This is a genomic window from Pseudomonas sp. W22_MBD1_FP4 (assembly GCF_052113765.1).
Lineage (GTDB): Bacteria > Pseudomonadota > Gammaproteobacteria > Pseudomonadales > Pseudomonadaceae > Aquipseudomonas > Aquipseudomonas sivasensis.
Genome location: NZ_JBGQOI010000001.1, coordinates 482,376 through 502,251, shown reverse-complemented (window position 1 = coordinate 502,251; position 19,876 = coordinate 482,376). Strand labels below are relative to the sequence as shown.

General features: G+C 60.6%; 19 protein-coding genes, 1 tRNA gene and 1 pseudogene. 1 reads left to right on the top strand and 20 read right to left on the bottom strand.

The features are described from left to right. Window positions 1-44 precede the first annotated feature (44 nt). From ACEN2T_RS02405 to ACEN2T_RS02325, 17 genes are all read right to left on the bottom strand, one after another. Entirely contained in the window at window positions 45-533 is a 489-nt protein-coding gene (locus ACEN2T_RS02405; protein ID WP_442116232.1) for a GNAT family N-acetyltransferase, read from the bottom strand. Beyond that, window positions 530-1,081, bottom strand: a complete 552-nt coding sequence (locus ACEN2T_RS02400; protein ID WP_442116231.1) for a phage tail protein — start codon at window positions 1,079-1,081, stop codon at window positions 530-532. The genes ACEN2T_RS02405 and ACEN2T_RS02400 overlap by 4 nt, the downstream gene beginning before the upstream one ends. 25 nt (window positions 1,082-1,106) lie before the next feature. Next, entirely contained in the window at window positions 1,107-1,676 is a 570-nt protein-coding gene (locus ACEN2T_RS02395; RefSeq protein WP_442116230.1) for a phage tail protein, read from the bottom strand. A 36-nt stretch (window positions 1,677-1,712) separates the two neighbouring features. Then, window positions 1,713-2,294: a tail fiber protein gene (locus ACEN2T_RS02390; RefSeq protein WP_241089564.1), complete on the bottom strand. Its 582-nt coding sequence runs from the start codon at window positions 2,292-2,294 to the stop codon at window positions 1,713-1,715. Window positions 2,295-2,476: 182 nt separating this feature from the next. Continuing rightward, window positions 2,477-3,628 (bottom strand): iron-containing alcohol dehydrogenase, encoded by a 1,152-nt coding sequence (locus ACEN2T_RS02385; protein ID WP_181639556.1) that lies wholly within the window; start codon window positions 3,626-3,628, stop codon window positions 2,477-2,479. Window positions 3,629-3,641: 13 nt separating this feature from the next. Next, window positions 3,642-4,244 carry an ANTAR domain-containing response regulator gene (locus ACEN2T_RS02380; protein WP_095184698.1) on the bottom strand — a complete coding sequence of 201 codons (603 nt, stop codon included), beginning with the start codon at window positions 4,242-4,244 and terminating at the stop codon, window positions 3,642-3,644. Between the two features lie 16 nt (window positions 4,245-4,260). After that, entirely contained in the window at window positions 4,261-5,385 is a 1,125-nt protein-coding gene (locus tag ACEN2T_RS02375) for a transporter substrate-binding domain-containing protein (protein WP_032885738.1), read from the bottom strand. Further along, window positions 5,382-6,896: an amidase gene (locus ACEN2T_RS02370; RefSeq protein WP_442116229.1), complete on the bottom strand. Its 1,515-nt coding sequence runs from the start codon at window positions 6,894-6,896 to the stop codon at window positions 5,382-5,384. The genes ACEN2T_RS02375 and ACEN2T_RS02370 overlap by 4 nt, the downstream gene beginning before the upstream one ends. Before the next feature lie 10 nt (window positions 6,897-6,906). Continuing rightward, a complete protein-coding gene (locus tag ACEN2T_RS02365) occupies window positions 6,907-7,611 on the bottom strand; it encodes an ABC transporter ATP-binding protein (RefSeq protein ID WP_032885736.1) in 705 nt (234 codons plus the stop codon). Next, window positions 7,604-8,326, bottom strand: a complete 723-nt coding sequence (locus tag ACEN2T_RS02360; RefSeq protein WP_095184702.1) for an ATP-binding cassette domain-containing protein — start codon at window positions 8,324-8,326, stop codon at window positions 7,604-7,606. Before ACEN2T_RS02360 ends, ACEN2T_RS02365 begins: the two co-directional genes overlap by 8 nt. Beyond that, window positions 8,323-9,348: an ABC transporter permease subunit gene (locus tag ACEN2T_RS02355; RefSeq protein WP_442116228.1), complete on the bottom strand. Its 1,026-nt coding sequence runs from the start codon at window positions 9,346-9,348 to the stop codon at window positions 8,323-8,325. The genes ACEN2T_RS02360 and ACEN2T_RS02355 overlap by 4 nt, the downstream gene beginning before the upstream one ends. Next, window positions 9,348-10,217, bottom strand: coding sequence for an ABC transporter permease subunit (locus ACEN2T_RS02350; protein ID WP_032885732.1), 870 nt, complete (start codon window positions 10,215-10,217; stop codon window positions 9,348-9,350). Before ACEN2T_RS02350 ends, ACEN2T_RS02355 begins: the two co-directional genes overlap by 1 nt. Before the next feature lie 10 nt (window positions 10,218-10,227). Further along, the gene (locus ACEN2T_RS02345) at window positions 10,228-11,466 is read right to left on the bottom strand and encodes an urea ABC transporter substrate-binding protein (RefSeq protein ID WP_442116227.1); all 1,239 of its coding nucleotides are present in this window, start codon (window positions 11,464-11,466) and stop codon (window positions 10,228-10,230) included. 525 nt (window positions 11,467-11,991) lie between these two features. Then, window positions 11,992-13,164, bottom strand: coding sequence for an acyltransferase family protein (locus ACEN2T_RS02340; RefSeq protein WP_442116226.1), 1,173 nt, complete (start codon window positions 13,162-13,164; stop codon window positions 11,992-11,994). A gap of 1,226 nt (window positions 13,165-14,390) precedes the next feature. After that, a tRNA-Leu gene (locus ACEN2T_RS02335) sits at window positions 14,391-14,477 on the bottom strand. 254 nt (window positions 14,478-14,731) lie between these two features. Beyond that, window positions 14,732-15,013, bottom strand: coding sequence for a hypothetical protein (locus ACEN2T_RS02330; protein WP_032885726.1), 282 nt, complete (start codon window positions 15,011-15,013; stop codon window positions 14,732-14,734). A 154-nt stretch (window positions 15,014-15,167) separates the two neighbouring features. Continuing rightward, window positions 15,168-15,695: a DinB family protein gene (locus ACEN2T_RS02325; protein WP_099602528.1), complete on the bottom strand. Its 528-nt coding sequence runs from the start codon at window positions 15,693-15,695 to the stop codon at window positions 15,168-15,170. A gap of 103 nt (window positions 15,696-15,798) precedes the next feature. Between ACEN2T_RS02325 and ACEN2T_RS02320 the strand changes: the two genes are divergently transcribed. After that, the gene (locus ACEN2T_RS02320) at window positions 15,799-16,497 is read left to right on the top strand and encodes a tellurite resistance TerB family protein (RefSeq protein ID WP_442116225.1); all 699 of its coding nucleotides are present in this window, start codon (window positions 15,799-15,801) and stop codon (window positions 16,495-16,497) included. Here the strand turns inward: ACEN2T_RS02320 and ACEN2T_RS02315 are convergent. The 3 genes and pseudogenes from ACEN2T_RS02315 to mgtA all read right to left on the bottom strand — a co-directional run. Next, window positions 16,461-16,700: pseudogene (locus ACEN2T_RS02315) on the bottom strand (hypothetical protein); the annotation flags it as partial. The gene ACEN2T_RS02320 and the pseudogene ACEN2T_RS02315 overlap by 37 nt on opposite strands. Window positions 16,701-16,718: 18 nt before the next feature. After that, window positions 16,719-17,066, bottom strand: a complete 348-nt coding sequence (locus ACEN2T_RS02310) for a DUF2493 domain-containing protein (RefSeq protein ID WP_095184707.1) — start codon at window positions 17,064-17,066, stop codon at window positions 16,719-16,721. 65 nt (window positions 17,067-17,131) lie between these two features. Beyond that, window positions 17,132-19,846: a magnesium-translocating P-type ATPase gene (mgtA, locus tag ACEN2T_RS02305; RefSeq protein ID WP_442116224.1), complete on the bottom strand. Its 2,715-nt coding sequence runs from the start codon at window positions 19,844-19,846 to the stop codon at window positions 17,132-17,134. Window positions 19,847-19,876 lie beyond the last annotated feature (30 nt).

Sequence of the window (19,876 nt, the reverse complement as noted above, 5' to 3'; positions counted from 1 at the left end):
ATGAGTGGCTGACAGCGTGGTTTAAACAGTCTTTGCTGCCTTTTCTAATCTGAATCCAGGCGCGGGGGCCTGTGCATTTGAAGGTAAAGGCCGGTTTCTTCGCCGGGTTGGAAACCGAGGCGCTGGTACAGGCGACGTGCCGGGCTGCCTTGCTCGACGCTCAGGCGGCATGGCTGCCGACGCGCATCGGCCTCAGACAGAACGGCCTGCAACAGGCCCGTGCCTATGCCCTGGCCATGCCAGGCCGGCAACAGCGCAATGTCGACAATTCGCACGTCTTCATCGCTGTGCAACACGCACAGGCGTCCGATGGGCGCTGCTGCCTGCTCAATGATCAGGAACTGTGCCGATGGGTAATGCTTTTCATAGTGCTGGCGTTGCAACTCGGCCTGGGAATGCAGAAACGCGCGGCGCTGGACGTCACTCCAGCCCGGTACGGCGCTGACCTCGGCCCAGCGGCGGGTAACGAAGAGCTCCCGCAGAAAGCCCAGGTCATGGGCCGTTTGTGGACGCAACTGCGCGCTGATCGTCATGGCCTGAGGGGGTATTCGCCATTGATGCAGATGCAATAGGCCAAGGTCAGGAACGGTTGCAGTGTGCTGCGCGGCACGCTGCTGCCGGGAGCAAGCTGACCGGCCTGGCTCACAGTGGTGGGCGCCAGGGTCGGGCCTCCGGCAACGGGTTGGGTGGCGTTGTACAGGAGAACGTTACGGGGTTGGGACAGATAGCTTGTGGAAGTGGGTGTGTCCACCGCCGCTGCGGTATCGCCACCGACTTTCACCTGTACCGCATGGGTATGGCCGGCCATGTTGGCGGGTAGCAGGGTGACCTGGTCCTCGCCCACGGCAGTGCCGGTCGGTCGAGGAGTGAGACCCGGGCCATTGCCCGCGCCCATGGCTGCGCGCCCGTTAAGGTTGGGCAGCTTGAAATTTTGCCCAGGCGTGCCGCCATAGAGATTGCCGATGATGGAGTACAGCGCGGGCGCCTGTTGAACCGTTAACGTCGACCCATCGCAATAGGCCCAGTCTTGCGGAGCGAAAGTAAAGGGAAACAGCCTGATTTCACCGGTAAAAGCGTCCATGAGCGGTCATCCTGAAATAAAAGACTTACGGGCGTGATGGGTAGATCCCTGCCAGGCAGATGATGTAGTTGACGGCCAGGGACCCCATGAGGTTGGTGTGGGGCGTACCCACTGCCGGGCCTAGCGCCGTGTCGAGAAAATTCGGGTTCAGGTTGACCGTCGCCGAGGTGCCGGTTGCAGTGCTATAGAGGCCTTTGATGGCGCCAAGCGGGCTGAATTGGCCGAAGGTCTGGCTAGCCGACGCAGGAGGCGAGGGCACGGGCGTCGTTGAGGTCGCCATCGTGCTGCTGACCACAAAGGCATGGCTGTGCGCCGGAGTGTTCGCCGACACCAGGGCGACCGTTTCCACGCCGGTGGTTTGCGCCAATAGCCGAGGGCTCAACCCGGTGCCGGTGCCTTGCCCGATGGGCAAACGGCCCCGATAGTCCGGCAGGCCGAAGGTGGTCACGCCGTCACCGCCATACCGCGTGCCCAATAGGGTAAACAGTGCTTGATTGGCGTTGACGGATAGCAGCGAGCCATTGCACAGCGCCCAGTCTTGAGGCGCATAGTCGCCGGCAAACATGCGGATTTCTCCGATATAGGCTTCAGACATTTCAGTTTCCTTACACGAGAGTCTGTCAATGGGTCGCTACGGGCGCGGCGGATAAATCCCGGAGATGGCGATGCAAAAACAGCCAACAATCGAAGGCTGCATATTGGCCACTGGCGTACCGGGGGCAGCCACCACGGTGGCGCTGTTCAGGGAGACGGGCGTCGAGCCTGCGGCTGTCACGTAGACCGGCCGGGACTGTAGCTGAGCAGCATTGGCACTGACGGCCGGAATGCCACCCGCAGGCCCGGTGTTGGCGCCGATGGCATCGGAGACATGGGTGCCGTGTGTATGGGTGACAAGCGCAGTGGCGCCGAGGGTGACCGTTTCACTGCCTCCCACGCTGCCTAAAGCATGAACGCCAAGGGCCGGGGAGACGGAAGCTACCGCGTTCTGACCCAACGCTGTACGACCGCGCAGGTCGGGCAGGCCAAAGGTTGTCCTGCCATCGCCGCCGTAGAGATTGCCCAGTAACGAGGCCAACGCTACGTAGTTATTGAAGGGAAGAATTTGACCTTCGCAGGCCAACCAGCCGGAAGGTGCCCAGCCCCATGGGAACAGCCGAATTTCGCCGACAAAGGGATCCATCATTTTCCTCCTTGGAAAAATCACAAGCGTCATGCTTGCGCATCTGCATCACCGGGGTGATGGCATATTGCTTACAATATCCACAAGTTGATTTCATACGCAAACACTATTTTCCGGCGCCACGGAACTGAAGTGTCAAAGCGTTGTCGCGCGACGCAATGCCCCTACTGGCCGGTGCGCAATAGGGGCCGAATTCGCTTTGCCGCGCCAGATTTTCAATAGGCTGCGGTATAAATCGCCAACGCGTCCTCCTCAAGCACGGGCCGTGGATTGTTCACCAGCAGTCGCTGTTGTTGCATCGCACTGCGGGCCAGCTCCGGCAGGCTTTCCAGGGTGACTCCGGCGTCTCTCAAGCGCAAAGGCAGCCCGACCGCTTCATGAATCCTGCGCAGTTCTTCAATCAGTTGTGCGGCGCCATCTCCTGGCAGCAGACGCTCACCCAGCACGCACGGCGCCAGTTCGGCGTAGAGCGCATGGGCGTGGGACAGATTGAAGGTCAGCACCGGGTTGAGAACCAGTGCGTTGGACAGCCCGTGGGGCAGGTGGAATGTGATGCCCAGCGGGTAAGCCAATGCATGCACCGCCGCGACCGGCGCGTTGGCGAAAGCCTGGCCGGCCAGGCAAGCGCCCAGCAGCATGGCCTGGCGCGCTTCAAGGTCCTGCGGCTCGCGCACGGCTTGCTCAAGGTTGGCGCTGAGCAGGCGCAGGGCTTCGCGGGCCAGCAGGTCCGAGATCGGGTTTTTACGCAACTTGCTGGTGTAGGCCTCGATGGCGTGCACCATCGCGTCGATGCCGGTGGCAGCGGTGACCGGGCCGGGCAGGCCGACGGTCAGTTGTGCGTCAAGGATCGCCAGGTCCGGCAGCAGTTGCTGGGACACCACGCCGGATTTACCAGTGGCGGTAGTGACGATGGAAATCGGCGTGACTTCAGAACCGGTCCCGGCCGTGGTCGGCACCTGGATCAACGGCAGACGCGCGCCGTTGGCCTGATTGACCCCGTAGATGTCGCTCAAGCCCTGGCGTTGCTCGGGGTGTGCCAAGTAGGCGACCAGCTTGGCGGTGTCCATGGAGCTGCCGCCGCCGAAGCCGACGATCAGGTCGGCACCGATTGCACGTGCTTGTTCAGTGGCCGCCAGCACCAGCTCTTCGGCCGGGTCGGCGAGGACGTCGCTGTACACCTGCAGGTTGATCCCCGCAGCGGTGAAACCGGGCAAGACTGAATCCAGCAGGTTGTGGCGCAGGATGCCTGCGTCGGTGACCAGTAATACGTTGCGTGCACCACGGGCGGCGCACTGTTCGGCCAATTGGGCGGCGGCGCCGCTGGCGCAGATCAGGTGCGCGGTGGTGCTGAAGTTGAATGCTTGCATGAATAACCTCTGCTTATTCTGATTGAGGTGGCAGGCCGGCATCGATGATCGTCTGGGCCACCGCTTCCATGCTGGTGCGGCTGGCCATGGCATCGCGTTGCAGGCGCCGGTGAGCGTCGTTTTCGCCGATGCGATGGCGGGCCATGAGCAGGGCCTTGGCCATGGAGATCTTCGACACCGCCGGTTGCCGGGTCTGTAATTTGCGCAGTTGCGCCAGCATGTCGATGCGCGCACGCCAGGCAGCGCGGGCCATCAGTAACTGGGTCAACAAGCCAAAGGGTCGCAGTGGGCGCTCGATCACGGCTGCCGGCTGGGTTTCCAGCACCAGTTGCAGCATCGACGGGTTTTCATAGCCCACCACGGCAATGATCGGCGGCGCCTGTTCGCTCAAGCCTTCCACCAGCGCCTGGGTATTCAGGCGCTGGCTGAGTTCCACGGCGAGCAGGACCACATCGGTGTGCTCCGGCAAATGCGCAGGCACCGGCCAGCATTGCTCAACGATGCAACCGATGCGCTGCAACTGGTCCAGCACCACGCGGGCCTCGGCATCTACCGGGTGAATCACCAGCACGCGCAGGCCCTTGAGTTCGCGCAACAGCGAAGGTGCCTGGGTCATCTCGCACTCCCACTGTTCATGGCTGCACATCCAGCTGGTAATCGACCATGTAAGGGCTGGGTTTCACCGGCTGCTCGCTCTGCACCACCAGCTCGAAACGGCGTTGGTGGTCGAGACGCGCAATACGAGGCCACAGCCAAGTGTGCTGGGTGTCCGGGTCGATCTGCACGCGGCCCTGGGGCGCGTCGAACTGCGCACCGGCCAAGGCCTTGCGCAACGCTTCAATGGACGAACCCTCCGCACGCCGCGCTGCTTCGGCGAACAGATGCACCTGGAAGTACGCCGCCTCACCGCCCGCCGTCAGCGGCGCCGTGTCACCGAAGCGCGCTCGGTAACGTGCGACGAACGCCTGGCTGGCAGGCGTCGCCAGGGTGGAGAACCACGGCGCCGCCGACACATGCCCTTCGGCCTCTTCATCGCTCATGTGCAACACGTCGACCTCGTTGGTCGCGAGGCTGACGATGGGCATGCGCGCCGGGTCGAAACCGGCCTGTCGGTACGCGCGGTGCAGGGCCGGAATATCGCTGCCGACGATGGTCGAGTAGATCGCATCCGGAGCCGTGGCCCGCGCCCGTTGCATCACCCGTTCGAAGTCCTCGGCGGTGGCGTGGAACGGCAAGTAGATCTCGTCCACCACTTCGCCACCGGCCTGTTCGAACAGTTCGCGCATGATGCGGTTGGACTCGAACGGGTACACGTAGGAGCCACCGACAAAGAGCACGCGGTTGCCGAAATGCGCCAGTACGTACTGCGCCAGTTGGACTGAGTTCTGGTTCGGTGCGGAACCGGTGTAGTAACACCAGGGCGAGTATTCAAACCCTTCGTAGAGGGTCGGGTAGAACAGCAGTCGGCGGCGGCTCTCGACCACCGGCAACACTACTTTGCGGGTGCTCGACATGTGGGTGCCAAACAACACCTGCACCTGGTGTTCGTCACACAGGCGCAGGGCGCTGTCGCGGTAGTCCGACGGTTCCGCGCCGGGATGGCCGTCCACTGGCACCAGTGGCCGTCCGTGGATGCCGCCGGCGTCGTTGACCTCGGCGATCGCCAGGTGGGTGGCATTGGCCTGGGTGGTTTCCGAGGCAGCGGTAAGGCTGCTCTCGGAAAACAGCAGGCCGACTTTGTAGTCAGAGGCGCTCATGAAATCAGGCTTTCCCAGTCGATATGTTGTTCAAAGGCGTGCGCGACCTGGTACAGCGTGGCTTCGTCGTAGTCCCGCGCCACCAGCATCATGCCCACTGGCAGGCCACTGGCAAGCCCACACGGGAGTGACAGGGCAGGGTGGCCGGTAACGTCGAAGGGCGCGGTGTTCGCGTTCATTTCCAGGGCCCGTTGCACCCACTCGCTGGGTGAGGCGTCTGCTGCCGGCAATATTGGCGCCTTGAGCGGTACGGTGGGCATCAGCAGCACATCGAAGTCCTGCAATTGCTGGTCGTAGGCCGCACGTAATTGCCGTGCAGCATTCTGAGCCTTGGCGTAGTACTGGCCGCCAAAACACGTGTACGCGTATTCACCGGCCAGCAGGCAGGTTTTCAGGTCGTGCGGGAATTGCCCAGCCTGGGTCTGCCAGTCTTGCTGTGCGTTCATCAGGCTCTCTACGTACAGGCCTTTCCAATTCGAGCCGTAATTGTAGCCGCGCAGCAATTGGGTGGTGCCTTCCACCGCGATGGGTGTCCAGATGGCGTGGCCCAGGGCGTGCAGCGGTATCGAGATGTCCTCCACCCGTGCCCCGAGGTCTACGAACAACGCAGCGGCACGGCGCACCGCCGCGTCCACATCGGCCTCGGAGTTGGCATGCCCGAAGCCCTCGCGCACCACACCGATCCGCAGGCCCTTGCAGCCTTTGCCGAGGGCCTGGGTATAAGCTTCGGTCGGCACGACGCGGTCCTGCCTGGGGTCGAGGCCATCGGCGCCGGCCAGCACTTCCAAGAGCAGCGCGTTGTCGGCGAGGTTGGCACTCATGATGCCGGCGTGGTCCAGGGTCATCTCGATGGGCATGATCCCGGTGTAGGGGATCAACCCATGGGTCGGCTTCATGCCGTAGATACCGGAGTAGGCCGCCGGAATGCGGACCGAACCGCCCTGGTCAGTGCCGATGCCCAGATCCACTTCGCCGGCCGCGATCAGCGCCGCGCAGCCCGACGACGAACCGCCGGTGGAATGCCCCGGATTACGCGGGTTGTGCACTGCGCCGGTGGCGTTGGTATGGCTGCTGCCCGACACACAAAAGAACTCGCAATGGGCCTTGCCCAGAATCTGTCCGGCAGCGTCCAACACACGTGTCGCGACAGTGGCGTCAATGTCCGGCACGTAGCCCTGCAGGGTCGATGCACCGTTCATCATCGGCACGCCGGCCAGGCAGATATTATCCTTGAGCGCCACGCGCTTGCCGGCCAACTTGCCCGTTGGTGCCCCCTGAATCTCGGTGCGTACGTACCAGGCGTTGTAAGGGTTGTGCTGCGGCACCTGGCCGGGGCCGCGAGGGTAACGGGGGGGCAATGGCGGGTTGGCGATGCCATCCAGGCGGTCGTAGTCCTGCCACACGGCGTCGAGAATGTTCGCGTATTCGTGCAGCAGCGGCTCGGCCATTTGCAGGCCAAGGCTGTGGCCGACTTCGGTGAGATCGGCCAGGGTAGGACGTTGAATAGACATGGCAGGTTCCTTATGCATGAAAGCCCATGAAGCGCTCAGCGATGGCTTCGGCGCTGGTGTGAGCCGGGTCGACCTCGTCCACCAGTTGGCCGTTCTCGATGATCAGAATGCGGTCGGACAGGGCACTGAGAAATTCGATGTCCTGTTCCACCAGGATCACCGCCAGGTTCTGTTCCACACGCAGGCGCTGCAGGGTTTCAATGATTTCGTCGCAGATCGATGGCTGGATGCCCTCGGTGGGCTCGTCCAGCAGGATGATTTTCGGGTTGCCGCACAGGCAGCGAGCGAGGGCCAGCAGTTGTTGCTCTCCGCCGGACAGCGCGCCACCGGGCTGGTCGAGCAGGCGGTGCAGGCGCGGGAAGTACGCGAGGATGCGTTCGATGGTGGCGTCGGCTGCGGCGAAGTCCTTCACGCAGCCCATGCGCAGGTTTTCCCGCACGCTCAGGTACGGGAATATCTGCCGGCCCTGGGGCACATAGCCGATGCCGGCGCGGGCGCGTTGGTGGGCGGCGGCTTTGCTTAAGTCTTCGTCGGCAAAATGCAGGCTGCCGGCCATGGCGGGGATTTCGCCCATTAAGGCGCGCAACAGGGTGGTCTTGCCCATGCCATTGCGACCCAGTACACCGACGCAGGTGTTGGCGGCACAGCTCAAGCGGATGTCACGCAACACGGGAATACGCCCATAACCGGCGGATAGACCGATGACTTCAAGCATGTTTGATCTCCTGCTTGCCCAAGTACGCTTCGCGCACGGCCGGGTCCTGGGTCACTTCGGCAAAGCTGCCTTGGGCGAGGATTGCGCCTTGGTTGAACACGGTGACGGTGCCTGCGATCAGGCGGATGAACTCCATGTCGTGCTCGACCACCACCACGGTGCTGTGGGCGTTGATTTCTTTGATCAGCGCGGCGGTCTTGCGCACTTCCTGGTAGGTCATGCCGGCGGCGGGTTCGTCCAGTAATACCAGCTCCGGGCGCGAGGCGAGGATCATGCCCAGCTCCACCCATTGGCGTTGGCCGTGGGCCAGGTCGCCCACCAGGCGTGCGCGCAAGTCGACCAGGCCGATGCGTTCCAGGGTCTGCTCGGCAGTGGCGCGGGCTTCGTTTGGCGCTTGTCGGCGACTGGCGGCCAAGCGCAGGTTTTCCAGCACATCCAGGCCGTCGAAGACGCTGGGGGCCTGGGTTTTGATGCCGATGCCGAGCCGGGCGACATGGTGCGGCGCCAGCCCTGAAATGCGCTGGCCCTTGAAGTGGCATACGCCGCGCGTGGGTTTGAGTTGGCCGCTGAGCATCTTGAAGAAGGTGCTTTTGCCGGCGCCATTGGGGCCGATCAGGCAACGCAGTTCGCCGCTTTCGAGGGTGAAATCCACGGCTTTGACCGCGTGAACGCCGCCGAAGCTGACGCCCAGGCCTTGGGTTTGCAACAGGCTCATAGTGCGCGCTCCTGTGCAGGTGTCGGTTGCGGGCGACGTTGGAAAACACGCGCTGCCCAACCGGTCAAGGTCGGCAGCAAGCCACGGGGCAGCAACATGACGAAGACCAGCAGAATCAGGCCGAGCACAAAGCCGCTGTCCACATGCTGCTGTTCACCGAGGCGCGCCATCAGCGCCTGTATGCCGATGCACGCCAGGATCGGCCCGAACAAGGTGCCACGGCCACCAACGATGACCCAGATGATGATCTGCGCCGATTGCGCCAATCCGAACACGCCTGGGCTGACAAACGCGCCCCAGTTGGCGAACAGGCAACCCGCGAGCCCGGCGATGCCGCCACCCAGGCTGAACACGATCAACTTGTGCAGGCGCGTGTCATAGCCCAGCAAACCGGCGCGCTGTTCGTTCTCACGAATGGCCACCACCACTTTGCCGAAGCGGCTGGCGAGCAGCCCGCGCAGCCCCAGGTAACAGAGGATCAGCGCGCCGCCGATTACCTGGAACAGGGTTTCCGGTTCGAGCACACGTTCAGGGTTGAACGGCATGTTGAGGGTGGGAATCGCCGGAATGCCGTTGAAACCGCCGAGCAGTGCGCTGCCGATGTGGTATTCGGAGCCCGAGGTGGAGTTCATCACGTTGAACAGAATCAGCGTGACCGCCAGCGTAATCACCCCCAGGTACACGTCGCTGATGCCGCCGTAGAACATGAAGTAACCCATGGCGGCGGCGACCAGGGCGGGCACTGCGATGGCCAGCAGCACCGGCCAAGTGCTGTCGCCGATGTTCAGCACACCGATGGCATAGGCATAGGCGCCCAGGCCAAAAAACGCCGCCTGGCCAAAGCACAGGATGCCGCCGAAGCCCCAGATAAACGCCAGGCTCAGGGCCAGCAGGGCCATTACCAAGTAGATGGTCAAGGACAGCAGGGTAAACAGATCCAGCCACTGTGGCAGGACCGCCACCAGCAGCGCAGCCACGACGCAGCCGAGCACCGGTAATAGGGTGCGGGTATCAACAGGCATCAGAACGCCCTCCGAAAGAATCGACCGGTAATGCCCTGGGGCAGTACGCGAATCAGCACAATGGCCGCCAGCAGCAACGCCACTTCACCAAACACCGGAGTGCTGAAGAACGTCACCACCTGGCTGATCACGCCGAAGCCACCGGCGGCGGTGAGGGTGCCGGTGATCACTGCACTGCCGCCGCCGATCACGGTGATGAAAGCCTTGGCGATGTAGCTGGCGCCGAGGGTTGGAATCACCCCGGTGAGCGGCGCCAGCACGGCACCGCCCAAACCCGCGAGCGCTGCGCCCAGGCCAAAGGTCAGGCTGTAGATCCGTCCGGGATTGGCCCCGAGTGCAGCGGCCATCTTGGCGTTTTGCATGGTGGCGCGGGCGCACAGGCCGAAGTGGGTAAACCGCAGCAGCGCCCACATGCCGAGCAGCACGGCGACCGCCACGGCGATCACAAACAGGCCGTAGCCGCTGGTTTGATAAGCGCCCACGGTGATGCCTGGCAACGGCGAGCTGATGCCCACCGTCGTGTTGCCGAACAGCATGGTGGCGGCGCCGGTCAGTGCCAGGCTCAGGCCCCAAGTGGCGAGCATGGTGTCGATCATGCGGCCATACAGGTGTCGCACCAGAAGGCGTTCCACCAGCATGCCGAACAGGCCCACGCTCAAGGGCGCCAGCACCAGGATCGAAATCCAGATCGGTACGTGCAGGTTGTGGGTGGCGAGCACGGCGACGTAACCGCCGAGCATCATGAATTCACCGTGGGCGAGGTTGATGATTTTCATCATTCCGAACACCACCGCCAGGCCAATGCTCAGCAGCACCAGCGTGGCGATGGCGCCCACGATTTGCAGGGAAAAAATGGCAGCCCAATCCATGTCGGCCTCCTTACAGCGCGATGCTGTATTGTTTGGCGTCGCGCGGGTTCTTCACCAGGTCACACACCGCGGCGGTGTCGGACGGCGCTTGCTGGGCGAAGCTTTCGACCACCTCCAGGCGGCGGTCGCGGACTTCGGCGATGTGCACGTCGAGCACACAGTGGTGGGTCGCCGGGTCGATGCTGACCTTGCCGCTGGGCAGGTCCAGGCTGATGCCTTTTTCCAGCGCCTGGGTCACGGCCATGCGCTCCACCGTACCTGCCTGGCGCACGCCTTCGGCCCACAGCATCATGCCCTGGTAAGCGCCCATGGCCAGTTCGGTGATGTACGGATAGTCCGCGCCGAAGCGCTTATGGAAGCGCTCGACGAACGCCTGGTTCTGCGACGTGGCCAGTTCCTGCACATAGTTCTGGCAGATCAGGATGCCGTTGCATTCTTCCGGCGACAGCACGATGTGCTCGTTACCGCCGGCGAAGGTGGTGGAGGCAATCGGCAGCTTGCCGGTCATGCCTGCGGCTTTCCACTGGCGATAGAACGACATGTGCGCGCCGCCCACCAGCGCCGACCAGACGAAGTCCGGCTTGGCTTCCTGGATCTTCGAGATCGTCGCGCCGAAGTTGGTCACGTCCAGTGGGAAGAACTCGATGCCGACGCTTTCGCCGCCCGCTTGCTCGACGTACTTTTTGACCCAGGCGGTGACGATCTGCCCGTAGTTGTAGTCCGCCGCGACGATGTAGACCTTCTTGCCCCACTTCTTGGTGACATGGGACACCAGCTTCTCCACGGTCTGGCCGGGTGTGACACCGGTGCCGAAGAAGTTGCGGTCACACACGCCGCCTTCGTATTGGTTGTTGTAGAAATACAGGGTCTTGTAGCGGTCCAGCACCGGACGCACCACTTCCCGCGACGCCGACGTGATACCGGCGTGCACCACCGCCGCGCGATCCTTGAGCGCGGCCTGTTGGGCGTATTGCGCGTAAAGCTGCATGTTCGACTGGGTGTCGTACTTGATCAGGTTGAGCGGGCGGCCGAGCAAGCCGCCGGAGCTATTGAGTTCTTCGACAGCGAAGGTCAGCGCATCGACGATGGGTTTGCCGTAGATGTCGAGGCCGCCGGAGTTGTCATACAGCGAGGCGATATTGATCGCGTCGTCGGCAGCAAACGCCGAGAAACTCTTGAGGCTCAACGTGGACACAGCAGCCGCGGAAATCGCAGATGCACGCAGGAAAGCACGACGATTCATAGCCATTCGGAAGACTCCTGAAACCCGGACTCCCTATCCACTGCAGCCCGAAGCACGCCAGGAAAAGCGCCGGGCATGACGGTTTGCAATGAAGGAAAGAAGGTCTGGGAAGAAATGCAGGCGGGGAAGGAGGGCCTGATTTCACATACCGACGGCGCTGTCGGCTGGATATGTGATTCGCTTCACTTGGAGACACCAGCCGCATCGTTGAGGCTGGGTCGCCCACCCTGAGAGGATGGGGGAAACGAGTGCCGCATGGCGCGGCGATAGCTTAAAAGCAAGCTTCAGGCCATAAACGCTATGTTTATGATTTTAAAGGAAACCAGTGTGTAAGACGACGCTGACCACGCTCCGAAAAATGTCACCTGGGTAGAAACGACGCACCGTGTGCGTGCGTTTGGAACAGGTGCGCGGTTGCTTTACGCCGTGTAAACGGCGCCTCAAGAGCCAAGCCCACGCTTGCATGATGCAAATACGGTCAGTGTTCAATCTGTCGTCGCGTGAGCACGGGAGAACGGCGAGGCGATATTCTCAGGCTACGGATTCAGTTTTAACGGGTGAACGCTTCATGCGTTTTGCATAAAAAACTTTGATCGTTTTTGAAAGGGTTTTTTCAATCAGGAAGTATGAAGCGATGGATAGCGAAATTAAAAAGATGACAAAGACTGAAAAATTAATCGTACTGGATTCAAAAAGAAACTGAGTCGGCAGCATTTGGAAAGCAAGGTGAGCCGGCGCTTGCAATATGTAAAGCGAATAGCTGGATTCTCCGAGTATGACAAGCACGGGTATGAAGGGGGCTTTTTTTAGTAAGTTGTTTGCTATGGCGCAAAAGTAAATCGCTGGGGCAAACAGGATAGCTGTGAAACTACTTCCGTACGCTAAGTGCGCGCCGATGGCATCATCTATTCTTGGGCCGTAATCAATTATCTTGCCGATAATGGCGAACAACACGATGCTGAGAACGAGCGCAGTCTTCTCCCCGACGACGTTACGCAATACGCCTGCTTTGAACATGAGCCCGGCAGTGAACCCAAGGACAAAGCTGCACAGGTGTGAAGGTGGAAAATAATTGATCAGCGAGTGCAGGCGCGGACTGGTATTGCCATAGGGGTCTGTACGGCTGTAGTAGCTGAGCACGACTTGGCTGAAAACCCAAAGGAGTAGCGAGGACGCCAGCCACACCTTGAGGCGTACGTGTTTTTTTGTATTGCTGACAAAAATCAGCAATGGGCAAATCAAATAGAAAAACATCTCAACTGAAACAGACCAGCCAGGGTAATTTAAAGTCGTTGCGTATTTTGGGAGCCACGCTTGAATAAGGGCGGCGGATATAAAAAATTTGCCATTTAGTGAGCTGCTTGTTATTGCCATGTAAGCCAGTAGCGCTATTAGATAAATGGGCAATATCCTGGCGGCTCTGTTTACATAGAATTGTGAGGTCGGAATGTTCTTTTTTGTATTCGATAGGGCGAGCACAAAGCCTGACAGTACGAAAAAGAAAGTGACCATGATCGGCCCGCAATTCAGTATCGTTGGCAAGCTTGCGTAAATTTGCGTTTCTTTTCCGTAATGGAAAAGAACCACTACGATGGCTGCAACAAAGCGCAGAAATGTTAAAGACTCTAGCCGCTCTACGGGCAATTTTGCATTTCCCAAGGACTCATCAATTGTGTTGCAGGCATGCATTTTTTGTTCGGGCACGATTCCTTTGCCTCTTGAGATGTCGCGTGAATAGTTGGCTTTTATCTAGCTGGCACGAGAAAACCGGTACCACGCCGACTATTAGCCGGTGATGGCTGCTGGGTTCTCCCTGATAGGTGGGCGCGCAGACGGGTGACCAAAGCCACATTTCGACAATTCGCTTTGTAGGAAGGTTCGTTGCGGGCAGTCAGATTGTTGTGCGCGTACGGCAGTCGCGGTTTGGAGGCCGAGCTTGAGCCCGAAGAGGATCTGGCGCCTTTCTAACGGGCAAAAAAAAGCCCGCTTGTGGGCGGGCCTAAAGGGAATTCTTCAAAGGAGTAGGGTGATTTAGCACCCTGTCCTGTAAATGCCAGGTGAAAAGGATGTCGCAAAAGCAGAAAGCCACGCACGTAGCGGGCTCTATGTAACACCTGAGGAAGTTGTAATCGTCAGGATTCCCGACTCAATAGATGGCGCTCCGAAGGGCAGATACAAGACGCCCAGCGCGAAGATCGTCCAGCAAACGCCAACGATCAGTGCGAACGGACCCACTACTTTCAGTCGAATCTTCCCGTGACCGAGCCAAAACTTCGCCATTAATGGCTTATGGCCGCCATTGGTCGGCAATAACGAGATCATGCCGAACGCGCCCGGCAACCTAATACATACTGCCTCATCTCACCATTAGGGGCCCTCGATGAGAGAGGCACAGCGAAGACTAGCCATGACAGCCTGGCGCGACCTGTTTACACAGGCCGTAAGTCAAACGGACGCAGAGGTTAAGTATTTTGGATTGTTGCGGCGGGCTGACGCCATGGAGCTTGCCGAACTCATCACCAGCGATGAGTGGAGAAAGCTGGTGCAGCAGGCGGGAGCAATGCTTTCCAGCACCGCAGAGTGTATGGGCGGACCTGGCTAGGGTAGAGACTTGGTTGCTTCGGTTTCTTCGGCTATCGCCATGCTGGTGGTGGCGGGATCCCCTCGCAGGTACGGAGTCGCCACAGAAGCTTTAAGGGTTAAGTAGCACGGCACATATTTTTTACTGAGTTTCCCTATCTGAGCCCAGCGCGATTGCTGGGCTTTTTTGCTATGCAGTCATGAGAACAGCGAAGTAGTCGGTGAAGTATGCCGATTTGATTTGCGTCGGCGGAACGCCAGGGAAGGGAGTTGCGAAGCAGTGTCAAAAATTGCTTAGCGCAAAAGATAAGGGCCTGCATGACGTTAATCATGCAAGCCCTTGATATCTATGGTGCCCGAACCCGGAATCGAACCGGGACGCCCTTACGAGCGGGGGATTTTAAGTCCCATGCGTCTACCAGTTTCGCCATTCGGGCGGTAGCGCGGTGTAGCAGGGTTGGGAATATATAGATCAAGGCGCGTATGCGCAAGGCCGTAACGCACCTTTGTTGGGCATCGAGCAAGATGAAAAAGCTCGAAAGATCAGTGGGCTACAGGGGTTTTAAAAGAGAGTCCAGTAGGTTTCTGCTGCCCGAACACAAGAATCACAGATGGGCGTCATGAATCTTCAGCAGAAAGGCAGAGCGATCGCAAACAAGCCCCGGTTTAGCCGGGGCTTGCGTGTGCAGGCCTATACGAAAGGCTGGCCGCTGAACCCTCTGGGCAAACGCTGCAACCCTGGCAGGTCGGTGAGACGTTGGGTCCAGGCGCTGCGCCAGTCAGTGGCGGTGGGGGACTTGGCTTTGCGCGAAGCACGCCGAGCGGCATTGCGTTGGGTGCGGCGGGCTTCCTTGTAGGCCTCAGTGTTGCGGCAGGTACGGCACTTGACCCGGTTCAGCTCAGCGCTGGAGGGGAGGTTGGTACCGTGGTGGCCGCAAGCCAGATGCCCGGCGACCTTGAAGTGAATGACCATGTAAGCGTCTCCTTCTTATGGGGTGCACCCATCGGTAAACCCACGACGGGTGCGAAGAGGGCGGGCGCAGAAAGATCCCGGCACCTGTCATTACGACCTCACAGTTGCCTAGGCGTTCGTTTATGGCTCTAGCCTGCTCAGCAGCGCGCTGCCGTCAGTCGATCAGTGCCAGCAGGTCCGTGTCGCCGACATCCACTCCGGCCTGGGTCAGCAAGGTGGTCGCCTGACCCCGGTGGTGGGTCTGATGATTGAAAAAGTGCAATAGCAGGCTGGAAAAGGGCTTGTCGGCGGCGGCGCCACGCATGTTGTGGTAATGCAAGCGCAGGTCGAGATCAGGCTCGCGCAGGGTCTTGGTCCAATCGATGATCAGTTGGTCCAGCCAGGTACGACGGGCAGCCAGCGCGCTAAGGTCGGCAAAGGCCAGATGCTTGAGGTCGACGGGCATGGCAATGGCTTCCAGTGGGGCTAGCGCTGTAAAGCCTGCCGGGTGCTGGGCGAAGCGTTTGAGCCAGACCGTGTCTCCCTGCGCCAGGTGGTTGAGTGTGCCGAGTATCGAGCCGAAAAAAGCCTGACGGTCCGTGCGTAATTGCGCATCCGAAAGCCTGGCGGCGGCGTCATAGACTTTGCGATTCATCCACTGGTTGTAGGTCGCCATCAGCGCAATCTGCTCGATTCGGTTCACGGGTTTCCCTGCTTGAATACGCGCCCGCTCGGCGGTCATGGAGTTTCGGCAGCGGCGGACTATGGTTGTTGAACGCCAATTCTACGCGCGCAAGGGTGACACCATGAACACAAGCGACCTACTCGAACAACTGCTGCGCGCCGGGCAGTCCGGCGGTGGCGCTACGGGCGGCGGCCTGGGCGGGCTGCTCGGGGGGGTGCTCAAGGGCACCAGCACCGGCAATGCTTCGGCCGGTGGCGGTCTGGGTGGATTGTTAGGCGGCCTCGGCGGCATGCTCGGTGGCGGGGCGGCGACACGTTCTGCACAGGGGCGCTCCGGCGGGATGAATTACGCGGCGTTGGCGTCGTTGGGGATGATGGCGTTCAAGGCGTATCAGGCATGGCAGAGTCAGCAGGCCTCCAAACCGCAATCGTCCTTTCAGACAGTCGACCAGCTGGGTGGCCCCGAAGCCGAGGCCCACAGCCATGCGGTGTTGCGTGCCTTGATCGCCGCGGCGAAGGCCGACGGTCGGATCGATGACGCAGAGCAGCAAATGATCTCCACTGAACTGGGCAAGCACACCGACGACCCGCAACTGCAGCAGTGGCTCGACGCCGAAGTCGCCAAGCCCTTGGATGCTGCGGATTTTGCCGAATTCGCACATGACCCGGCGATAGCGGCCGAGGTGTACCTGGCCAGTGTGATGCTGGTGGATGATCAGCAGGACGCAGAGCGCAATTATCTGGATGAGCTGGCGGCTACGCTGAGCATTGATCCTCAAATGCAGCTGCAACTTGAGCAGCAGCTTAAAAGCCCAGCGTAGGCAGCGCCTGCCGCATTGGCCTTCGACACGACGGCGATAAGCAAAATAACGCTCAGGGCCAGGCCGATAAAGATCAGATTGCGCCGCAGCGCACGGCGTTTGGCCGGCGGCAACAGCAGCAGGCTGTGGCGCACATCGCGGCGGTGACGCGCGCGGTATTTGGCAAACCCGTCAGGGCGCTTTGGGGTGTGTAGGTTGTGCATGACGCACCTCGCTTGGGTTCAGTTTTCTACGGTAAGTACCGAAATGCCGCTGGCTCGGGCCTGGCAGACCAGCTCCGATGTGTCCTCACCGCCCGGCAAAGCGATGACCACGTCGGGGTGGCTGTCGGTCAGCATGAAGTGGTTGCGTTGGCGTTCTGCCTGCTTGCCGTGGCGTTGCCAATTGGGTGGGTAACGCACCACGTCGATACCGATTTCACGGGCCCATTCTTCGATGTCGCTGCCGAGAAACTGGTTGCCGCCGTGGATCAGTACCTGCACCGGGCGCAGGCGATGGTAGGCGTCCAGTACCTGGCGAGACTTTTTGGTGTCGGCGTAATGACGACCTGCACAGATCAAGATGCGCATAGTCCGATTCCTTGTAAGACACGGTGGCGGCCCAGCGACCGCCACCGTTTAAACGGCAGGGGTGATCAGTACCACTGCTTGAAGCGGCGGATGTAGATCGTTTTCATCAGTTGGGCCACGCAGCAGTAGCTGAGCAAGGTGCCCACCAGCCAAGGGAAGTACGCCAAAGGCAGTGGCTGCAAGCCCACCAGGGTGCCCAGGGGCGAGAACGGCACGTAGATCCCCAGTACGATCACCAAGCAGGTCATCATCAGCACCGGCCAAGCGGCCGTGCTCTGGAAGAAGGGGATCTTGCGGGTGCGCAGCATATGCACCACCAGGGTTTGCGACAGCAGTCCTTCGATAAACCAGCCGGACTGGAACAGCGTCTGCATCTCGACGCTGTTGGCGGCAAACACGTACCACATCAGCGCAAAGGTAGTGATGTCGAAAATCGACGAGGTCGGCCCGATCCACAGCATGAAACGGCCGATGTTTTTCGCGTCCCACTTGCGTGGCTTGGTCAGGTATTCCTTGTCCATCTTGTCCCACGGCAACGCCAGCTGGGAGATGTCATACATCAGGTTTTGCAGCAGCAAGTGGATCGCCAGCATCGGCATGAACGGGATAAACGCACTGGCCACCAGCACTGAGAACACGTTGCCGAAATTGGAGCTGGCGGTCATGTTCAGGTACTTCATGATATTGCCGAAGGTTTCGCGGCCCTTGAGCACGCCTTCCTCCAGCACCATCAGGCTTTTTTCCAGCAGGATGATGTCCGCCGACTCCTTGGCGATGTCGGTGCCACTGTCCACCGAGATGCCCACGTCGGCATCGCGCAGCGCAGGGGCATCGTTGATGCCGTCCCCGAGGAAGCCCACCGTATGGCCGTTGGCTTGCAGGGCCTTGAGCACACGGGATTTCTGCAACGGCGTGAGTTTGGCGAATACCGTGCGTTCCTCTACTCGGCGCGCCAGGGTGACGTCGTCCATCAATTCGATTTCAACGCCCAGCAGCGGTTGACCGGGCTCAAGGCCGACCTGACGGCAGATCTTGCTGGTGACGACCGCGTTGTCGCCGGTCAGCACTTTGACCGCCACGCCGATCTGTTGCAGTGCGGCAATCGCAGGGCCGGCGGTTTCCTTCGGTGGATCGAGGAAGGTCAGAAAACCGTGGATCACCAGGTTGCGCTCATCGACGGTGGTGTACTGCTGGCGTGCCAACGCCTTGGGGATCGTGCGAGTCGCCACCACCAGCACGCGAAAGCCGTCTTCGTTGTAATCGTTGGCAATTGACAGCAGTTGCTCGCGACGGCGCTCATCCAACGGCACCGCGGCGCCAGCGTCCATTACATGGGTGGAAATACCCAGCATCTCTTCTACGGCGCCTTTGCACACCAGCAGATGGTCGTCGGCCGCGTCCCTGACCACGATGGACAGGCGGCGGCGTACAAAGTCGAAGGGCAACTCATCGACCTTGCTGTAGGCAAACGGCACTTGGAATGTCGGGTTCTGTTGCGAAAACTGCACCACCGCCTGGTCCATCAGGTTCTTCATGCCGCTCTGGTGGTAGCTGTTGAGCCAAGCCAGGGACAGCACGGCATCATCACGCTGGCCTAAGGCGTTGACGTGATGTTCGAGGATGATTCTGTCCTGGGTCAGGGTGCCGGTCTTGTCGGTGCACAACACGTCCATGGAGCCGAAGTTCTGGATCGCGTTGAGGCGCTTGACCACCACTTTGCGCTTGGCCATGGCCGTGGCGCCCTTGGCCAGGTTGGCGCTGACGATCATCGGCAGCATTTCCGGTGTGAGGCCCACGGCAACCGCCAGCGCAAACAAGAAGGCATCGCCCCAGTCACCCTTGGAGAAACCGTTGAGGAAGAACACGATGGGCACCATCACCAGCATGAAGCGGATCAGCAGCCAACTGACACTGTTGACCCCACGGTCGAACGCGGTCTGCACTCGCGAGCCGACAATCGCCTTGGCCAGGGAGCCAAAGTAGGTACGCGACCCGGTGGCCACCACCACGGCCGTGGCCCGGCCGCTGACCACGTTGGTGCCCATAAAGCAGATATTGGGCAGGTCCAGCAGGTTGCCTTGGTCGGCGATCACCGGTCCGGCGGTTTTTTGCGTAACGTCGCCCAGGGTGTCGTACTTCTCCACCGGCAAGGCTTCGCCGGTGAGCACGGCCTGGCTGATAAACAGGTCTCGGGATTCGATCAGGCGGATGTCGGCGGGGATCATGTCACCGGCCGACAGTTGCACGATATCGCCCGCCACCAGGTCGCGCATCGGTACTTCGCGCAGGGTCGGTTGGCTGCCCACTTGCTCACGGCGCAGCACGGTGGCGGTGGTGCGTACCATGGCTTTCAAGGCCTCGGCGGATTTTGCCGAGCGGTGCTCCTGCCAGAAGCGCAATAGGCTGCTGAGCAGGACCATGGTCATGATGATGATGACTTTGGTCGGGTCAGCGTCTTCGCCTTCCTGCATCGGCAGCCAGCAATCGGTAAAGAAGCTGATGGCGCCCAGGGTCAGCAGCACGTAGATGAACGGGTTGTTCAGTGCGTGCAGGAACTGGATGAGGGCGTGCGGCGGCTTGTCATGGGCGACTTCGTTAGCGCCTTCCCGTTGCAGACGTGCAGAGGCGTCCAATTCGGTCAGGCCATCCTGGGTGGCGCGTACGTTGGCCAGGGTGGCTTGCAGGCCGTTTTGGGCTTCGCGGGCGGCACGCATCGACAGTTTGGTGCCTTCGCAGGTGCTCTTTTTCTTGCTCAGTGGCGTGTTTTTTACGGCGCTCATTGTTTGTACTCCTGTCGCCAATTCTCGACA